This is a genomic window from Aureispira sp. CCB-E, from assembly GCF_031326345.1.
Classification (GTDB): domain Bacteria; phylum Bacteroidota; class Bacteroidia; order Chitinophagales; family Saprospiraceae; genus Aureispira.
The window spans coordinates 4,997,731-5,016,150 of record NZ_CP133671.1 but is presented as its reverse complement, the minus strand read 5'-3'; the positions used below and the strand labels follow the sequence as shown (position 1 = coordinate 5,016,150).

The 18,420-nt window shown below is 35.3% G+C and carries 15 protein-coding genes; 10 read left to right on the top strand and 5 right to left on the bottom strand.

The features are described from left to right. Positions 1-56: 56 nt before the first annotated feature. The 10 genes from folB to QP953_RS19305 all read left to right on the top strand — a co-directional run bounded on the left by folB (position 57) and on the right by QP953_RS19305 (position 10,710). Positions 57-584 (top strand): dihydroneopterin aldolase, encoded by a 528-nt coding sequence (gene folB, locus QP953_RS19350; RefSeq protein ID WP_052599288.1) that lies wholly within the window; start codon positions 57-59, stop codon positions 582-584. A 172-nt stretch (positions 585-756) separates the two neighbouring features. Beyond that, positions 757-1,491 carry a DUF4197 domain-containing protein gene (locus QP953_RS19345; protein WP_052599289.1) on the top strand — a complete coding sequence of 245 codons (735 nt, stop codon included), beginning with the start codon at positions 757-759 and terminating at the stop codon, positions 1,489-1,491. Between the two features lie 601 nt (positions 1,492-2,092). Continuing rightward, complete coding sequence (locus tag QP953_RS19340) at positions 2,093-4,048, top strand: T9SS type A sorting domain-containing protein (protein ID WP_063833202.1); 1,956 nt, start codon at positions 2,093-2,095, stop codon at positions 4,046-4,048. 91 nt (positions 4,049-4,139) lie between these two features. Then, on the top strand, positions 4,140-4,856 hold the full coding sequence (bshB1, locus tag QP953_RS19335; protein ID WP_052599291.1) for a bacillithiol biosynthesis deacetylase BshB1: 717 nt from the start codon (positions 4,140-4,142) through the stop codon (positions 4,854-4,856). A 208-nt stretch (positions 4,857-5,064) separates the two neighbouring features. Beyond that, complete coding sequence (locus QP953_RS19330; protein ID WP_052599292.1) at positions 5,065-5,466, top strand: OsmC family protein; 402 nt, start codon at positions 5,065-5,067, stop codon at positions 5,464-5,466. A gap of 130 nt (positions 5,467-5,596) precedes the next feature. Then, positions 5,597-6,394, top strand: coding sequence for a hypothetical protein (locus QP953_RS19325; protein WP_052599293.1), 798 nt, complete (start codon positions 5,597-5,599; stop codon positions 6,392-6,394). Between the two features lie 162 nt (positions 6,395-6,556). Beyond that, complete coding sequence (locus QP953_RS19320) at positions 6,557-7,126, top strand: hypothetical protein (RefSeq protein ID WP_309552456.1); 570 nt, start codon at positions 6,557-6,559, stop codon at positions 7,124-7,126. Between the two features lie 12 nt (positions 7,127-7,138). Further along, entirely contained in the window at positions 7,139-7,714 is a 576-nt protein-coding gene (locus tag QP953_RS19315) for a PepSY-associated TM helix domain-containing protein (RefSeq protein ID WP_309552454.1), read from the top strand. Positions 7,715-7,739: 25 nt separating this feature from the next. Next, complete coding sequence (gene map / locus QP953_RS19310) at positions 7,740-8,501, top strand: type I methionyl aminopeptidase (RefSeq protein WP_309552453.1); 762 nt, start codon at positions 7,740-7,742, stop codon at positions 8,499-8,501. A 676-nt stretch (positions 8,502-9,177) separates the two neighbouring features. Further along, positions 9,178-10,710, top strand: coding sequence for a carbon-nitrogen hydrolase family protein (locus QP953_RS19305; protein ID WP_052599297.1), 1,533 nt, complete (start codon positions 9,178-9,180; stop codon positions 10,708-10,710). 63 nt (positions 10,711-10,773) lie between these two features. On the opposite strand, the gene QP953_RS19300 is transcribed toward QP953_RS19305, so the two are convergent. From QP953_RS19300 to yihA, 5 genes are all read right to left on the bottom strand, one after another. After that, on the bottom strand, positions 10,774-13,368 hold the full coding sequence (locus QP953_RS19300; RefSeq protein ID WP_052599298.1) for a TonB-dependent receptor: 2,595 nt from the start codon (positions 13,366-13,368) through the stop codon (positions 10,774-10,776). Between the two features lie 146 nt (positions 13,369-13,514). Next, positions 13,515-14,621 carry a DUF4856 domain-containing protein gene (locus QP953_RS19295; RefSeq protein WP_052599299.1) on the bottom strand — a complete coding sequence of 369 codons (1,107 nt, stop codon included), beginning with the start codon at positions 14,619-14,621 and terminating at the stop codon, positions 13,515-13,517. A 511-nt stretch (positions 14,622-15,132) separates the two neighbouring features. Beyond that, a complete protein-coding gene (locus QP953_RS19290; RefSeq protein WP_309552451.1) occupies positions 15,133-15,834 on the bottom strand; it encodes a PrsW family glutamic-type intramembrane protease in 702 nt (233 codons plus the stop codon). An 84-nt stretch (positions 15,835-15,918) separates the two neighbouring features. Further along, positions 15,919-17,313 carry an MATE family efflux transporter gene (locus QP953_RS19285; protein ID WP_231512831.1) on the bottom strand — a complete coding sequence of 465 codons (1,395 nt, stop codon included), beginning with the start codon at positions 17,311-17,313 and terminating at the stop codon, positions 15,919-15,921. A 265-nt stretch (positions 17,314-17,578) separates the two neighbouring features. After that, positions 17,579-18,202, bottom strand: coding sequence for a ribosome biogenesis GTP-binding protein YihA/YsxC (gene yihA / locus QP953_RS19280; protein WP_052599301.1), 624 nt, complete (start codon positions 18,200-18,202; stop codon positions 17,579-17,581). Positions 18,203-18,420: the final 218 nt, after the last annotated feature.

The window sequence follows — 18,420 nt, the reverse complement described above, 5'->3', positions numbered from 1 at the left end:
GACCGTAGGGAGTAACAAAGCTAACTACTATTGAAAATAACTATAACTATGGGATTATGGGATTAATAGCATTAGAAGGAATGGAGTTTTATGCTTACCATGGATTTTATCCAGAGGAGCAATTAATAGGAGGGGATTATATTATTGATGTTTATTTGGAAACAGATTTTGAGGCAGCAGCAGCAGGCGATGCTTTGGATGTAACGATTAATTATGAGACCATCTATCGTATCGTAAAAGTAGAAATGCAAAAAAAATCTAAGTTATTAGAAACAATAGCAAGGCGCATTATCAATAAAATAATTGGAATTTGCACAACGGTACAAGCTCTAAAAATACGGGTAACCAAGAAAAATCCCCCTTTAGGAGCTAGTGTGCAACGCGCATTTATAGAAATAGAAGAAAGCTATGTGGTTAAGTGCAATAAGTGTTCTCGTCCATTTCTTTCTCATGCGAGAGGTGATTGTTGGACAAAATACGGACAAGTATATCCAGAAACAAGAGCTACTTTAACCCGTAATTTTGGTCCTAATATTTGCCGAAATTGTTTGTTGCCACACTTTATTAAAAGTAGAGAAGATTAAGTTTGGCTTGCTTTTAGTATTACTTTGTTAGAAAATCACAGTAACACTCGCAACTAAGTATTATTATTTTAGTAAAACATACAAGTTCCAAAAAAACTGTCTAAAATGAGAATGAAATTTTAGACAGAGATTTCAAAGAACAAATTTAATAACCTATAATAGACAAGGAATAATGAAAAGAATTACTATTTGGATGTTTTGTTTTTTATCCATATTCTCTTTATCTAATTGTGACACGCTTCAAGATATTGCTAATTCTACACTTGGAAGTTCTTCTAGTGGGGGGAAGGGCTTGAGCAATGATCAGATTATTTCAGGCTTAAAACAAGCCTTGATACAAGGAACTTCAAAAGGAGTCAACGTGTTGGCTGTTAAAGATGGTTTTTTCAAAAATGCTGCTGTTAAAGTATTGTTTCCACCTGAGGCTCAAAAAGTAGAAAAAACGCTGCGTGATGTAGGCGCAGGACAATTGGTAGATGTTGCTATAGAAAAAATTAATCGAGCCGCAGAAGATGCCGCTTCTGGAGCCAAAGATATTTTTATCAATGCAATCACAAAAATGACCGTAACGGATGCAATGGATATCTTGATGGGAACGGATAATGCTTGTACCAACTACTTGAGAAAAACAACTTCTTCGGCACTGTTTTCTTCGTTTAATCCTGTGATTCAAAAATCATTAAATCAAGTGGGAGCTTCAGATGCTTGGTCAACTGTTATGACCAATTACAATAGAATTCCTTTTGTAGAAAAAATTAATCCTGATTTGGATGATTATGTTACCAACAAAGCAATGGATGGCGTTTTCTTAATGATTGAGAAAGAAGAAAAGCTTATCCGAAAAGATCCTGTAAAACGAGTAACAGACCTGTTGAAAAAGGTATTTGCATTGCAGGATAACAAATAAGAGCCACAAAAAAATCAAATTGAGGACTTCAAGCAACTTGAATGACTCAATTTTGCTAAAAAAAGTCTTAAAGTAGCTACTTCAGCTATACAACTTGAAGCATCTTCTCGTTTGTAAGGTAAAAAACAATCCTTGCTAGTAGAGAATAATGCTTCAAGTTTTTTTTTGGCGAACTTCTTTGTAAATTTGGCGAACTCAATGAGGAAGTTCATAATAAGCAGATATTCTACTAACTTCAATAGGAGTATTACTATTCACATTAGTTTACTAAAACACAACCTAACCGTACAAGTATAGCGGGTTAATTGGTAGGCTATAATATTCACAATAGTTCGTTAAAACTACATAGTAGCAGCGTCGCTAGCTAAACCTGCGATTGCATGAAGTAATTAACGAACTACTAATATTCACAATAGTTCATTGAAACCACGCAGTAGCAGCGCAGCTAAACTTTATTAGTTTGATAATCAGTAAGTTGCGATTTTATTGCGTTTTATGTTAAAATTTTGATTATCAAACTAATATAAATGTGCTTTTTTATCTTTTTGGTAAAAAAGTAAAAAATCAACGAACTACTAATTCAAAAATAGAACAAAAATTTATGACCATTCTGAAAGCGCTTTTCAGGCTATCTATGGGTAGCCTTTTGGTTTTATGCGGGTATAGTAGCAATGCCCAAAACTTGATTCAAGTACCGTTAGAGAATAATCCTGTTATTGTAAAATACCTAGAAGATAACCCTCGACCCAATTCAAGAAACAATCAACTTTGTCCAAACGATACTTTAGGACTACCATTTTTTGACGATTTTGCTGCACCAATAGGCAATATCTATCCAAGTTGCTCGAATTGGCAAGACAACCATGTTTTTATTAATGGAGACATGGCTTCGAATCCTCCTTCTGTAGGAGTTGCTACTTTTGATGGATTATCTCCAGATGGCTCCCCTTATAACATCCAAGGCAATGTGTCGTTAGGAACCCCAGCCGATACTTTAACCTCTCAGCACTTAGATTTGAGTGGCAAAACGGCTTCAGATGCGATCTATCTAAGCTTCTTTTATCAAAAACAAGGACTAGGAGACCGTCCAGAGGTACAAGATTCTTTTATTTTAGAATTTAAAGATACTAGCAATACTTGGGTAAAGGTTTGGTCAGAAGCAGGAATTGACAACTCTGTTTCTTCTCAAACAATTCTGCCCTTTGAGCAAAAATATATTGCTATTGATAGTGGGTATTATTTGTACAATGGATTTCAGTTTCGGTTTAGAAATTTAGCAAGTGTTACAGGAAGCAACGACCACTGGCACTTGGATTATGTCATGTTGGATGAAAATCGTTCTAACAATGCCGATACCTTGCACCCAACCTATGGTAGTTATGCTGATGTTGCGTTTACACATCGCCCAACGACACCACTAAAAGACAAGTTGATGGCCATGCCTTGGACCCATTTTGATGGGGCTACTTGTTGGGCAACCGAATTGACAATTCAAAATTATAATAGAAATCACAGTCAAATTGCCACTTTGGATAGGAGCTGCACCATCGAAGAAATACTTCCCAATACAACGTCAATCTTAACAGAAGGAATTCCTGCTGTTGGGGCGTATGCTCCAAGCCCAAATACTGATGATAGTTTGACACATACCATTGTTGGGACGCACAATACGCTTAATCCGACAGAAAAAACAACTTTAGAGACAACATATGTTATTTTGAATCCATCTGGTTTTCAAAGTAATCCTATATTTGAAGCCAACGATACGGTTAAGCGAAGAACAGTGTTAGACAACTATTTTGCTTATGACGATGGAACCGCAGAAACCCGTATTGTTGCACAAAATTTAGGGACAAAGATTGCAGTAGAATATAAAGCAGAACAAGCAGATAAATTGAGGGGGATTTATTTTCATATGCCTTATTTTATCGAAGATTCTCAAAACCATTTGATTAATATCAAAGTTTGGGTGGATAGTTTGTCTGATGACTCTGAAGTGTTTTCAAGAGATTTGCACAAGTTGCAGTATAGATATGGTTTTAATGGCTTTTATTTTGTAGATTTAGTCGATTTTTTAGGCAATGCGACTCCTATTGATTTAGCAGCAGGGCAAACTTTCTATGTTGGTTGGCAACAATCGTTTGGTACAGAAGTTCCTGTTGGTTTTGATAGAAGCACCGATACAAAAGAAAAAACGTGGGTTGGTGTTGGCACTACTTGGTCTCAATCGACTGTAAGTGGCTCGGTTATGATCCGCCCTCTAGTTTCTATAGATCCTAATTTTTCTACAATTGCAGTAGATGAAGTGGAGGTAATCGAAAACGAACTAAGGGTATATCCTAATCCAACAGATAATATCCTAAATTTAGAGTTGACAAATTATGAAGTAGCTGAAGATTATCAATTGTATATTCACAATGCCGTTGGACAAGAAATACACGGTTCAAACTTTGAAAGACAACTGAATGTAGGTAGTTGGCAATCTGGTTTGTATATTTTAACATTAAGAGATGAGCAAGGCAATGTCATGGCTCAACATAAAATTATAAAATACTAAATTAGCGGGTCTACCTTGCTAATGGAGGTTCAAAAAAGCTTCATTGGTCAAGTAGCAAAAGTTAGATTCACTACAAAGAAAAGAACAAACAATGAAAATAGATATCTTGGCAATTGGAGTGCATCCTGATGATATTGAACTCTCTTGTTGCGGAACTTTACTGCATCATATTGCAATGGGAAAAACTGTCGGATTATTGGATCTTACGTGTGGAGAGTTAGGGACAAGAGGAAGTGCTGAAATTCGTTTGAAAGAGGCCGCAATAGCGTCTAAATTAATAGGAGCAGCCGTGCGAGGAAATTTAGAAATGGCAGATGGCTTTTTTCAATACACGAAAGAAAACATGCTCAAAATTGTTGAAATTATTCGTTTGATGCGCCCTGAAATTGTCTTGGCTAATGCGGTCTCTGATCGCCATCCAGACCATGGTCGTGCCGCTAAATTAACAGCGGATGCCTGTTTTTATGCAGGTTTGCGCCGAATTGAAACAGAATGGGAAGATAAACCACAAGAGGCTTGGAGACCCAAAGCAGTTTATCACTACATCCAAGATCATAATTTAACGCCTGATTTTGTTGTGGATATAAGCCCTTACATAGATCAAAAAATGGAAGTGATTCAAGCATATAAATCACAGTTTTACGATCCAGAATCTAAGGAGCCTGATACACCTATTTCAGGAAAGAGTTTCTTAGAGTTTATCAAAGGTAAAAATGCTATGTATGGTCGTCCTGCTGGTTTCTTGTACGGAGAGGGATTCACTGTTGCTCGAACGATTGGCGTCAATAACCTTTTCGATTTAAAATAGCAATAGTTGGCTGCGCTGCTACTATGTGGTCGTTGAAACCACGAAGTAATAGGTGATTGTATTATTAATACTTTGTGAGTTCTGTATGGTTTATTATCAGTTTTTTAAAAGGTAAGGGGAAGGTGTGTTTTTTGATAATCAAATTGATATGGTTTTTTACGGAGTAATGATTTATTCAAATTAGGCATTTCAAATAATAATAATAAGAATGACATCAAAAGCAATTTATTTAGGAGAATTGAGAGTAGAAGCAACCCATCTGAAATCAGGCGAAATTATGATTACAGATGCTCCTACGGATAATAATGGAAAAGGGCAAGCATTTTCTCCAACAGATACTGTAGCAACAGCATTAGCTACCTGTATGCTAACCATTATGGGGATTCGTGCCAGTAAAAAAAATATTAATATACAAGGTGCAACAGCCGAAATAACCAAAACAATGGCTTCTAACCCAAGAAGAATTTCGAAAATAGAAGTTACTGTAACAATGCCTAAAGTGGGGATAGAAGAAAATTTTCAAGAAGTACTAGAGGCAGCAGCTAAAAGTTGTCCAGTAGCGCAAAGTTTGCACCCAGACATAGAACAAGTTGTTCGCTTTGTTTGGTAATAATTTTGCTTGAAAACAACCTTTTTGACCTTTTCGTGCATCTTTAATTAATAGTGTACTTAGGTATAGATTACAAAATAACGTTCCCCAACTGCTCTAACAACATTACAAATGATTAAACAACAACCGTATGCGCAGTTTATTTAGCTTAGTGATTTTGCTCGTTTTATTAGGACAAGCCAATGATATATGGGCTCAACAGAAAAGACGAAGAATAGAACAAAAGATTTTTGATGAAAATGCAAAGCCACCAAGTGGCTTTTTGATTGATTTTTCTTACGGAATCCACTTGCCATTGGCAGATATGGCAGAGAATTTTAAGTACAATTTCTCTTTGGCAGGAAAAGTACAGTATATCTTGTCCAATAACTTGGCGTTTGGCTTGGTAGGAGATTTTCAATTTATTGACGATGTTAAAACAGATGTAGTTGCGAATTTGAGAGAAGAAGAAGGGTTTATTATTGACCGATTTGGTCAGTTGTCCGATGTTCAATTAGGACAACGCGGATTCTTTTTAGGAGGTAGTGTTAGTTATTTGATTCCTGTTCTAAAAAAATACAAACGTTCGGGAATAGAAGTTCGATTTGAAGGGGGGTACCAGCAACATTGGGTGCGTATAGAGGTACTAGGTGGTGATATTTTTGGCTTGTCGGATGAATACAAAAAAGGATATGATCGAATGACAACAGGTTTTGCTATGCGTCAATACATTGGTTATCGCCATTTGGACAGAAACCGTTTACTGAATTTCTTTGGTGGTTTTGATATTATGCAAGCCTTTACTAAAAATAGGAGAGGGTATAATTTTGATACCCGTCAAGAAGATACCAAAAATAGAATTGATATTTTAATTGGCTTTAGAATTGGAATTACCTTGCCAATTTATATTTATACGCCAGAAACTCAAGAAGATGTTCGCTTTTATTAAGCACTTTTTTATTGTAAAGGTTGGAAAGGGGGATCTTGTTGATAATGAATGCAATTTATTTTGTGAGCTCGGTTCGCTGCTGCTATGTGGTACCGCATGGGTACTTTGTTTTTAGTACTATTGTGTAGTTTCGAGGAAGTAATGTTTAAGACTAAAATGACCATGAAAAAACACCTACTTATTGGTATTCTTTTTTTATTTAATACGACTATTGGGGCGCAGTCTGATGCAGACTTTATAAAAGAAACCATAGAAAATTATATGGCAGTAGTCAAAGCCAAAGATTATGTCAAAACAATGGATTATCTATATCCTAAATTGTTTGATCTTGTGCCTCGAAGTGTTTTGGAAGAAAGTTTAAAAAATCAAGCTCAAGACACGACAATACAGATAGAGTTTGAAAATAATACCATTGAAAAAATTTCTAAAGTTTTGCTTCTGAAAGGAATAAAATACGCATTAGTTGATTACTCTTTTTTGATGAAAATGACTATAAAAGGAAAAGATGAGGAAGGCTTAAAAATGATGCAAATATTGTTCGAGGGCAGTTATGGAAAAAAGAATGTTTCTTTAGATACAGAAAATAGTACATTTAGTATCCAAGTAAATCGAGCTACATATCTAATTAATAATCCTGAATATGAGGGCTGGAAATTGTTGGAGCGAAAGGAAGGATTACTTTCTCTTTTGGAAAAAATATTGCCTAAAAAGGTATTAAAGAAATTAAAGTAGTTGCAGCTCACTATGACCACCCTTCAACGAAAAAAACAGGCGCAAACTTTACGTACTTTTCGAAAAGTACATCGTTTAACAGGCGCTTTGTTGTTTGTCTTTTTTTTTATAATAGCAATAACAGGCGTGTTTTTGGGATGGAAAAAGCATAGCGCAGGTGTTCTTTTACCAAAAAGTTATAAAGGGACATCGACCAACTTGAAAGACTGGCAACCAATTGATCAATTGAATGAAATTGCTACTCAAATTTTAAAGGATTCTATCAATCCGAAGCTTTCAAATAAGTTGAGCAGAATTGATATTCGACAGAACAAAGGAATGTTGAAGTTTGTTTATAGTGAACATCATTGGGAAATTCAATTAGATGGCACTACAGGAACCGTATTAAATATAGGCAAGCGACATTCTGATTGGATTGAAAATGTTCACGATGGCTCTATTGTGGATGCTGCTTTAGGAATTTCTAAAGGGTGGTTCAAATTATTTTATACAACCATAATGGGATTAGCGTTACTATTGTTTACCATTACAGGCTTCTGGCTTTGGTATGGTCCTAAGAGAATGCGTAAAGAACAACGAAAACGTTAATGATCAAACTATAAATGCTACAATCATGTCGATAACAAAAGAATCAGAATTAGTGGGAATGCAGGAAATTAGTAAAGTCGTTGGTACGACATTAAGTAAAATGATGGCTTTTGCTAAACCTGGAATGTCAACCAAAGAACTTGATAACTTTGGTGGAGAACTGCTAAAAAAATATGGTGCTCAATCCGCGCCTTATGTGACCTATGGTTTTCCTGGTTGGACATGTATTAGTGTTAACAACGAAATTGCACATGGTATCCCTTCTGCTACAAAAATACTAAAAGAAGGTGATTTGGTTAATATTGATGTTTCAGCAGAACTCAATGGCTTTTTTGGAGATAACGGGAGCTCTTTTGTTTTGGGAAAAGACATTCACCAACATCAACCTTTGGTAGATGCCTCCAAAGACACCTTACTAAAAGCAATTCGACAAATTAGAGGTGGGGTTAAAATAGCAGATATAGGGCACTTAATGGAGACCAATGCTAAAAAAGCAGGTTTTAAAGTGATTAAAAATTTAGCAGGTCATGGAATTGGTCGAAGCTTGCACGAGAAACCCGAAAACATCTTAAATTATAGAGATCGTTTTAATCGTCAACGATTTAAGAAAAATACTGTCGTTGCTATCGAAACATTTATTTCTACTCGCTCTGATTATGCTTTAGAAATGGCAGATGGCTGGACATTGGTTGGAAATAAAGGAGGTTTTGTAACGCAACATGAACACACCATTCTTATCACAGATGGAGCGCCTATTATTTTAACCTCCTCCAATGGCATACTTTAGTAGAAGTAGCGATGGTAGTTTAATCTTAATAATAGGGTATTTTGTATCCATTTCAACACTTGTTGTTGTATGTGATTCTATTATTTTTGATGCTTAAATTTCTTTTTTTTAAAGAAAAATACTCATCCATTAATTTCTTATCTCGAACACCTTACCCCTTTTAAAAGTAAGCGTATTATTCTCTAATACTTTTTTAGGGGCACGTACTTGTTGTCGCTACTTTCCCTTATTACATTATTAAAAGGCACAACAATTCTTGTTTTTACCTCTTTTTTTAATAAAGTAGCAGCACAACTAACTACTATTCTTGTAAAAATTATTTGTAATAATTATTATAACAATAGTTCGTTGAAAAACTTTATTAGTTTGATAATCAACAAGTTGTGCTTTTGTTGTGTTTTGTGTTAAAGTTTTGATTATCAAACTAATATAAATGTGCTTTTTTATCTTTTTGGTAAAAAGAAAAAAATCAACGAACTACTAATTATAATTAACAGTGCAAAAAAATCTTGAGTATCGAAGCAACAGAGATTTGAAATTGAGTTATATTAGCATAATACTTAGCTGAGTTCATAAGGTCGCTGTTGGTTTGTTTATGCGTCTGATAGTTAGTTTAGCGTGTTTTGTAAAGTAATGCTTGACAGAGCAGTCTTCAAAAATTAAAAGAGAGAAAAGAATGCAAGATATAGAAAATATAGAATTGAAATTTTTGAGTCTAGATGATTATCAAGAATTGAAAGAGGCAATGATAGCCGCTTATACTTCGGTGGAGGATAATTATTGGGAAAAATATCAGATTAATGCCTTAATTCAAAAATTCTCAGAGGGGCAAGTTGTTATTAAGATCAATGGCGAATTAGCAGGGTGCGCCTTGTCTATTATTGTGAATTACGAAGACTGTTCGGATACTCATACTTACAGAGAAATTACACAAAATTATAGTTTTGATACCCACACTGATGACGGAGATATTTTGTATGGAATTGATGTTTTTATTAAGCCACAATTTCGAGGATTGCGTTTGGGGAGACGATTATACGATTATCGGAAAGAGCTTTGTGAGAAATTGAATCTAAAAGGAATTGCTTTTGGAGGTAGAATTCCTAATTATCACAAATATGCGGCTCATTTGACACCTAAGGAGTATATTGATAAAGTAAAACGAAAAGAAATTAACGATCCTGTTTTGAACTTTCAGATATCAAATGATTTTCACCCGTCCAAAATTTTGCGTGGTTATTTGGAGGGGGATAAAGCGTCGAATGAATTTGCGGTGTTGCTAGAATGGGACAATATCTATTATCAACAGCCTAGCCACAAGGCAGCCTCTATCAAAAAGAAAATCGTTCGTTTAGGATTGATACAATGGCAGATGAGACCTTATCGGACTTTCGACGAATTGTTGCAACAGTCTAAATACTTTATTGATGCTGTAGCAGCTTATCATGCTGATTTTGTACTATTTCCAGAGTTTTTTAATGCCCCATTGATGGCGGGAAACAATCATTTATCAGAACCTGTGGCCATTCGAGAGCTAGCCAAGTATACCGATGCGATTGTACAGAAGTTTTCGGAATGGGCAATTTCTTGTAATATTAACATTATCTCTGGAAGCATGCCAGAAATGAAGGACGGACTTTTGTACAATGTAGGTTATTTATGTAGAAGAGATGGAACCGTTGAGCGTTATGAAAAAATACATGTAACCCCTGATGAAGCCAAGGTTTGGGGCATGCAGGGCGGAAATACGATACAAGCTTTTGATACCGATTGTGGCAAAATTGGCGTGTTGATTTGCTACGATTCAGAATTTCCAGAATTGGGACGTATTTTGGCTGATGAAGGAATGAACATCTTGTTTGTGCCTTTTTTGACAGATACTCAAAACAGTTATTCGAGAGTTCGGCATTGTTCGCAGGCAAGAGCAATTGAGAACGAATGTTATGTCGCAATTGCTGGAAGCGTAGGAAATCTGCCTAATGTTCATAATATGGACATTCAATTTGCACAATCTATGGTCTTTACACCCTGTGATTTTGCCTTTCCGACTAATGGAATTAAAGCAGAGGCTACTCCAAATACAGAAATGATTTTAATTGCTGATGTGGACTTAGATTTGCTCAGAGAGTTGAACCGTTTTGGTAGTGTCCGAAATCTCAAGGATAGGAGAAAGGATATTTTTGAATTAAGGCTTAAAGAGAAACGCTAAACTAAAAAATAAGTCGCTAGTCAATCAACCAGCGACTTATTTTTGGATATTTTTTGGCAAAACTTATTTCCCTATATTTATACTCAAACCGGCTGAGAAACGAATGGGATCTTGTGGCGAAGCTCCAAAGGAAATAGGAGTATTGTCTGTAGTATGATAATATTTGCTATTCAATACATTGTTGATCTTAACAAAAATATCCATTGAGAATTTTCTTTTCTTGACTACCGTATATTTAGAAAACAAATTCCATAGAACAAAAGAAGCATTTCCTACTTGGAAAAACTCACCCTCAGTATCTGTAAAACCTTCATTATAAGTACTAGAACGATAAATCAAACTGTTATTAAGGCTAAAGTTGTAAAATTTAAACAACAAACCAGCCTTAACAGTATGTTTTGCTGTAAAAGGCAAATGTTCTAAGCCTTCTATATTGCCATCAGCATAGCTATAACTACCATGTATTCTAAATTCTGCTCGTTCTTTTCTTTCTAAAATATATCTATAATCAACCCGCAATGTAGAACCATAGCTTAAGGTATTGCTAGTAGAATTAACAGGTTTCTCGGCAGCTTTGACAGGAATGCCATTAAACGTTTGATTGATAAAATTCGTCTCATAAATAATCGAATTTTCTATTAGGTTGAAATAACTGTTTAAACTAATAGAGAAATCACCTTTGGCATATTTACTTGATAACTCAAAACTACGTACTTTTTCTGGTTTTAGTTGTTCGTTTGGAATTCTCCAAACATCTCCCTCTATGTGTGTGTACCCTCCACTTTCGTCCGCGACAGGGTAGAAGGCACCAAAGTGATCGTATTTGTGATCTGGAGAGGGTTGTAAAAAGCCTTCTCCATAAAACAGCTTAATATTAAGATTGCTCATTGGTTTGTAGACAATGCCAAGTCTAGGATTGATCGAATTATAAGCATTAGGATCTTTAGTCGGTGCATATTCACTAATGTCAATAACTTGATCGAATCTAGCTCCCAAAGTAAGCAAAAGTTTTTTGTGCAGTTTGAGCTTGTATTCTCCAAATGCTCCTAAAATAGTCCGACGAATATAGTATAGCTCTTGATAAAGTTTTAAGCTGTTTCCATCAACATCAGTTGCATTAGTTCCTAGGTAGTAAATATCTAAGTCAGCTGCATTTACTGTCCGCATAGGAAAGAAAACGGTAGTTTGTTGTTGGGAAATACCTCCTGTTCTAGGAAGTGCTGCTGAATATTGTCCTGTTAAACCAAAGGCAAGCTGATGTTGGTCGTTGATTTTGTAATTAAAGGTTTCAGATAGTCGAACTCCTGCATTGGTACCCACATTATAAGCATCCTGATAATTAGAAAAAGTATTGATGATTTTGCTATTATTAGGAGTAAACATAAACGTTGCATTAAGCAATGATTTTAAGGTCCATTTTCTAGATTTTTTAGGCTTGTAAGTATGTTGAGCATTAATACTCGTCAAAGAACTTCCATATCGAGCTTCTTTCCAATAAGGAGAATAGTATGGCAAAGCACCTGTTGAACTGCTGTGTTGTTCTTGGTTGTGGAAGATACCAATATTAAAGTCTTTGAATTTTAAATTACCTTCCACAAAATAAGAAAAACGGCTCAAATCAAAGGGTTTGATAGGAATGGTTTGTGTTGCTCCTGTAGGGTCTACTGGGCTACTAAGAATGGTTCCATTTTGCAAATACTGTTGATTGTAAAAATAAAACTCCTCAGGGTAGTGTGCATTCAAATTAACACCATCTGAGTAATAAGCCCCTCCAGACATAGCAAAAGAGACATCTTTGTTGCCCACACCAAATTGAAAGGAATTGTTGGTGGTGTTGTACATACCATAACTACTACTCAATGACAAGCCTTTGGCAGCGTCGCCTTCTTTGGTAATAATATTGATCACTCCCATATAAGCATCGGCACCGTATAAGGCAGATGCAGGACCAAGTATAATTTCAACTCGCTTGGCATATCTAATATTATAGTTTTCGGTAATGGCATATTGGTTGTTTGTCATACTATTGTATCGAACACCATTAATCAAGATCAATATTTTTTCATTGCCATAAATACCCCTTGCAGAAATTGCATTATAGGATTGATTGCTATGACGTTCTTGTATTTCAAATTCAGGAACATCTAAGAGCAACTCATTAAGCCCCGTATAACCACGACTTTCTATGTCATCTGAAGTCACAATATATACTGTGGCTGGCGCATCCTCAATAGATTCTTTGATACTAGAACTAGTTTCTAGAGCTATTTTTTGTTGTGCTTGAATTGAAGCATAGGAGTAAACTTCGTTGATTTCAGCAGCAGGACCTCTCACTAGCTTGATGTAAGCCAGTTTGGTTTGATCTTCCTTGACTTGTAAGCCTATCAAACGGGTTGTTTTAAAACCAAAAGCAGAGCATTCTACATCATAGATACCAGGCTTGATATTTGAAAAAATAAATTCTCCTGCGTCTTGTGAATAAGTTTTAGTAATCTCTTTTTTATCTTCAAAATAAACGAGCTTAAGCGTTGCCCCTCGAATAGGTCTCCCAGAATCTAGATTGCTAACTAAGCCACGTATATTGCCATTGATTTCAGTCCAAGCAAATGTAATATTATAGGAAAATAATAAAAGCATTACTATATGAATCGCCTTCATAATTTAATAGTTCTGTTATTATTGTAGGAATAGGCTGATAAGAAACCAATACAAAAGAATGGTTTTTTACACTTTGAGTTTTGAATAAAAGATGGGAACATTTTCTATTCAATTCCTACTAGATTGGTAGATTAATAATAATGAATTTATAAGCTATTTTTTACAGCTGTTAGATCGGAGAAAGCATCGGCAATCGCATCAATAGCTTTATCTATGTTTTGACCTGAAGCATTATAAAAGTCGGCATCTAAAGGATCAGGACTGCCACCTATATAAGTTAATATTAGATCTATTTCTGCGTCCGATAGGGTGGTATAAGCTCCATACCTCAACCCCATAATATTGCCATAAGCTTTGCTTAGATTATGATAATAAAGTGCTAATCTAGAAACATTGGCTTTGGCATCATTTAGGAAAGAAATACTAGTCGCAGCCATTAAGATTTCAAAAGATTTTTTCAAAGAAACACGAGCACTATCTCTTGTCGGATAATCTTTTGCCGAAATAGCAGCACGTCCTTTCAAAAACTCATCCATGATTTTAGAGTTAGAGCCGATAATACTATTGGTTTTGTCCGAATAATTGCCTAAGTAAAGCAAGTCACTTGTTGTAGAGGGAAAATCTTTTGGAACTCCAAAATAGCCAAATGCTTCATCCCAGTGGTGTTCCATATTAGTACCTCGTCCTGCTATCACACCTTTGTTGTCAGTGTTAATTTTATTTTCACCTAGATAAACTTGAGTGATTTGATAATAAAATGTGGCACCAACCAAGAGTTTTTCTAAAACTTGCCCTAATTCTACACCATTTTCGTTTAGTAAATAGCGACCACCAGAAGCCGCATCAACCATTACACCAGAGTTGCCTACACTTGCTGCCACATTCATGTTTTGGCTAACAATTTCTAATTCTTCAATTAAGTCCTCTGCATAAAACTGTGCTTCAGGATGTGTCTTATTTTTTAGTTGAGTCGAAGCTTGATTGAGGGCTGGATTAGAAAAAGGAGCATTGGTGTTTTGATACATGTTCAGCATTGTTGCTTTGCTGATAGTTGAGATACCCGCATTACTCGCTGATTTGACATAAGCCATAAACTCAGTAAGCATTTCAATGCGCTGGTTTTGACCTTCGTAATTGACGTTTTCAAAGTTGTAAGAACTAGGAACATCGTAAATAATTTCTTTTTTTTCACAGGAGAAAAAACAAAGCAATGTTACTGCAAGAAATGCAATGAAGTTGTGGTTACTAAACACGCTAAAATTTTTTATTTATAGTTAATTAATTACTAAAGTGTTTCGTTTGAACATTTAGGAATATAGACGCATTATTCGTTATAGGAGTTGGTTTGTTTTTAACCTAAAATAGGCTATAACATTGTCATCCAAGCAGATTTAACTAAATAATGAGAATAAAGTATAATTTAAAATTAAGGGCGTATTCAAAACAGCTTGAATAGAGGGGGACTAATTGCTTAACGGCACAAAAGTAGTAAAAAATATGGGAGGTGAACTTTTTTTAACAAAAAAAAACACTTTCAGAGGCTTAATAGGCAAGTATAAGAGCTTCTATTTATTGCTTTTGGAGCTTTAGTATGTTTTTTAGTTGTTTATGTATAAGGTTTTGTAAATATTTTTATGTTAATTGTATGTTAAAAGGGATTTAACCATGTTGTTAATTCAGCAAGAAGTATCGATGAAATGGACTTATTATTTGACCTTAAAGTAACTTTGGCTTATATTAAAGATTGTCGCAAGTTGATCAACTTTAGATCTTGTTTTCTTCATTATGAGGAGAATTTTCCAAATGCAAATGAATAAGTCGGTTGGACATCCAAATTCCTATAATCAAGATGGCAAAGGCTAAAAAAGAAAGTAGAATAAAATTATTTTGGAACAAGAAAAAGTCATAAGCCCCATGAACGAGAGCGGCAGAAAAGATGCCTTGTAAATGCAAACGAAATGATTGACTAGGACTTGGGTGAAATTTTGCGAGCCCTATGTAATAGCCCATGATGACACCAAAAGCAGCATGACCAGGAACAGCCGTAAACATTCTTAAAATAGCTACATTCAAGCCCCCTTCATAGACATACAGCACATTTTCTAAGATGGCAAATCCCATGCTAATAATTACGGCATATACAATTCCGTCCATAGGCTCATCAAATTCTTCTTTGCGATAAATGTATAACCGTAGAAAAATATATTTTGCCAATTCTTCACTTAGTCCAACAGCTATGAAGGCATAAAATGCCACCACTCTCAAGTCTAAAGATTGAGCAGGGGCAGGCATGCCCATTGCATATTCAACGGCAAGTGTCCCCATGATTGCAGGAATACAACTTAACATCCCAAACAAAAGACAAAAAAACACGTAGCGATAAGGTTCTTTTTCGTGTTTGTCTTTGTGGTAAATAAACAAAACAATCAGAATACCTGGCAATAGTGATAGTACAAAATTAAGCATGGGGACGTATTTTTTAGACAAGTATTGAATTGCAAAGAGACGGCTTGTTGCTGCTAGATTGCTTTATGGCAATGATCGAAAAAGTTATACTTTAATGTTTTGCCAACGTTTAGAACGAAGGTACCAAATAGATGTCGCTAATGAGATAATCCAGTAGTAAAATTCTGCCATCCAAGCTGTTTCTAAACTACAACCTAAGAGATGAACGACAATATAAATATAAGCTAGATAAAAGATAACACAGCCAATTTGAAAGAATAGGGCTTGGTTCGTTGCCCCTGTACCTACCAAGCCATTAAAATAAATGGCACCAATAGAAAACAAAGCTAAAATAGCGGTCAAAACTCCTGTTAAACGAATGGATTTTTGAATTAAATCGACGTTGTCAGTCCCTACTCTAAGAACTACTTCTGGTGCCACAAGCATAGAAGCAGCACAAAGCATGGTCACACCAAAGGATAAAATAGCTGTCTTAGTGGTTACCTCAAACACTTCGTCTAGCTTGTTTTGCCCAATCAAATTAGAGGCTAATGTATTAATGCTAGAAGCAAACCCCCAACAAGGAATCATAAAGAGCAAATAAACAGCTCTCATGATATTAGAAATGGCTAATTCTGTTTTTCCCATGTCCTCTATAATAATAAAGAAAATAAACCAACTGCCCATTCCTACAACAGATTGCAAGACAATAGGCATTGATAATTTGAGCTGAGCTTTGATAATTTGAAAGTTGATTTTCGGCGGTGGTGGTGGTAAATCGTCTGTATTATCGTCTAAAATAGTAGTATATCGGATCAATGCTTTACGACCAAAGATACCGTATGCTCTGTTTTTTTTGTCCAATAAGATATAAACGATAAAAATAATAAAGGCCAGACCTTCTGCAATGGTACTAGCTAGTCCTGCACCAGCAATACCCATTTCAGGAAAACCCCATTTACCAAAAATTAAACCATAGTTTAAAAACATATTAGCGAGTCCCAATACAATAGCATTGTAAATAATAACCTGAGTGCGCGCTACTCCTGTGTAGAGGGCAACAATAATGACCCCCGCATAACTAAAAAATATTCCAGCCGAGCGATAATCTAAATAAGCAATACAAGCAGTATAAATATCTTGGTTATTGATAAAAAGTGCAAAGAAATAATCTCCGCCGAACTGCATAAACAAAAAAAGCAACAGTGCCAAAGAAAGGGCAAAAGCTAGCATAGAATAATAGATGGGCGCAATTTTGTCTAGTTCTTGTGCTCCCATTCTCCGAGCAATCATAATCTGTCCTGCTTTGGAAAAACTGTACCCAATGGAAGCAATCATTAGATAAAATACACCGACCAAACCAATGGCACCTAATTCAATTTCGCCTACTCGACCTAAGAAAATAGTATCGGTAAGTGTAATTAAATTTTGAACAGCCGATCCAATCATAATTGGAATGGATAGCTTAAATATTTCTGAGTATGAGATGTTGGTTTTCAAAATTGTCTATCATTTTACATTACCTCAATGCAAAAAGTTGTTTTGTGTATTCGCTTTTAACTTTCATTTTGTGAAAAAATGATAACATATTTAACAATAGCTATATGTGTGTGCTAAACAGCATTGTATATAGTCTAACAACATTATTTTGAAAAAAGCGAATCAATTAAAAACTAAGCCGCACGAAGTATTAATTTTAGTGGAGTCAACCGTACTTGTGTATAGGTGTCTTAAATTTGTGTAGGGGGAATAATAAAACAAGTACTTACTCCTCTAGGGTATCCTCGTAGTCATAATATTGCTCATTAAGGGTTTCTATAAACTCCAAAATAGGTTCTCGACCCATTTTTGTCTTAGATGAAGTAATAAAGGTCTGTGGCATTTCGTTCCAATATTCTAGAAATGCTTTTTTGAACTCTTGGAAGAAGTTCTTGTTTTTGGACGATTTCTTTTTATCATTTTTGGTAAAAACAATGACAAAAGGAACTCGATTTTCTCCCATCCAGTTGGCAAATTCAATATCTTTCTCTTGTGGAGGAATACAGCTATCAATCAATAAAAAAGCGCATTGTAAGTTCGGACGAGAAGTAAAGTAAGTATGGATCATTTCGCGCCAAACTTGACGAGTGCGTTGAGCAATACGTGCATAGCCATATCCGGGCAAATCAACCAAATACCAAGTGTCATCAACATCGTAGTAGTTGATGGTTTGGGTTTTTCCAGGTTGACCAGATATTTTAGCCAATGATTTGTTGTTGCAAACCATATTAATTAAAGACGATTTGCCAACATTAGAGCGACCAATAAAAGCATATTCTGGACGATCTGCGGTTGGGCATTGTTCTATTTTAGTATGACTAGATATATATTTAGAATGAAAGATTTCCATTTTTCTGAATTTTAGATAAATTTATAATTGCCAGTCTAATGTGAACGTGCTTCTTTTTTTTGCTAACTAAGTTGACACCTGCACGACTGTAGGGAATACGACACAATAGCAGTGTAGCTAACTATTTGCATTTATTTTATTTAATCAATGCAAGTTGTTTTAATAATTTAAAAATTAGTTCTTTAGGTTGTTAGTTTTGGTTTAAAACCCAAAAATCT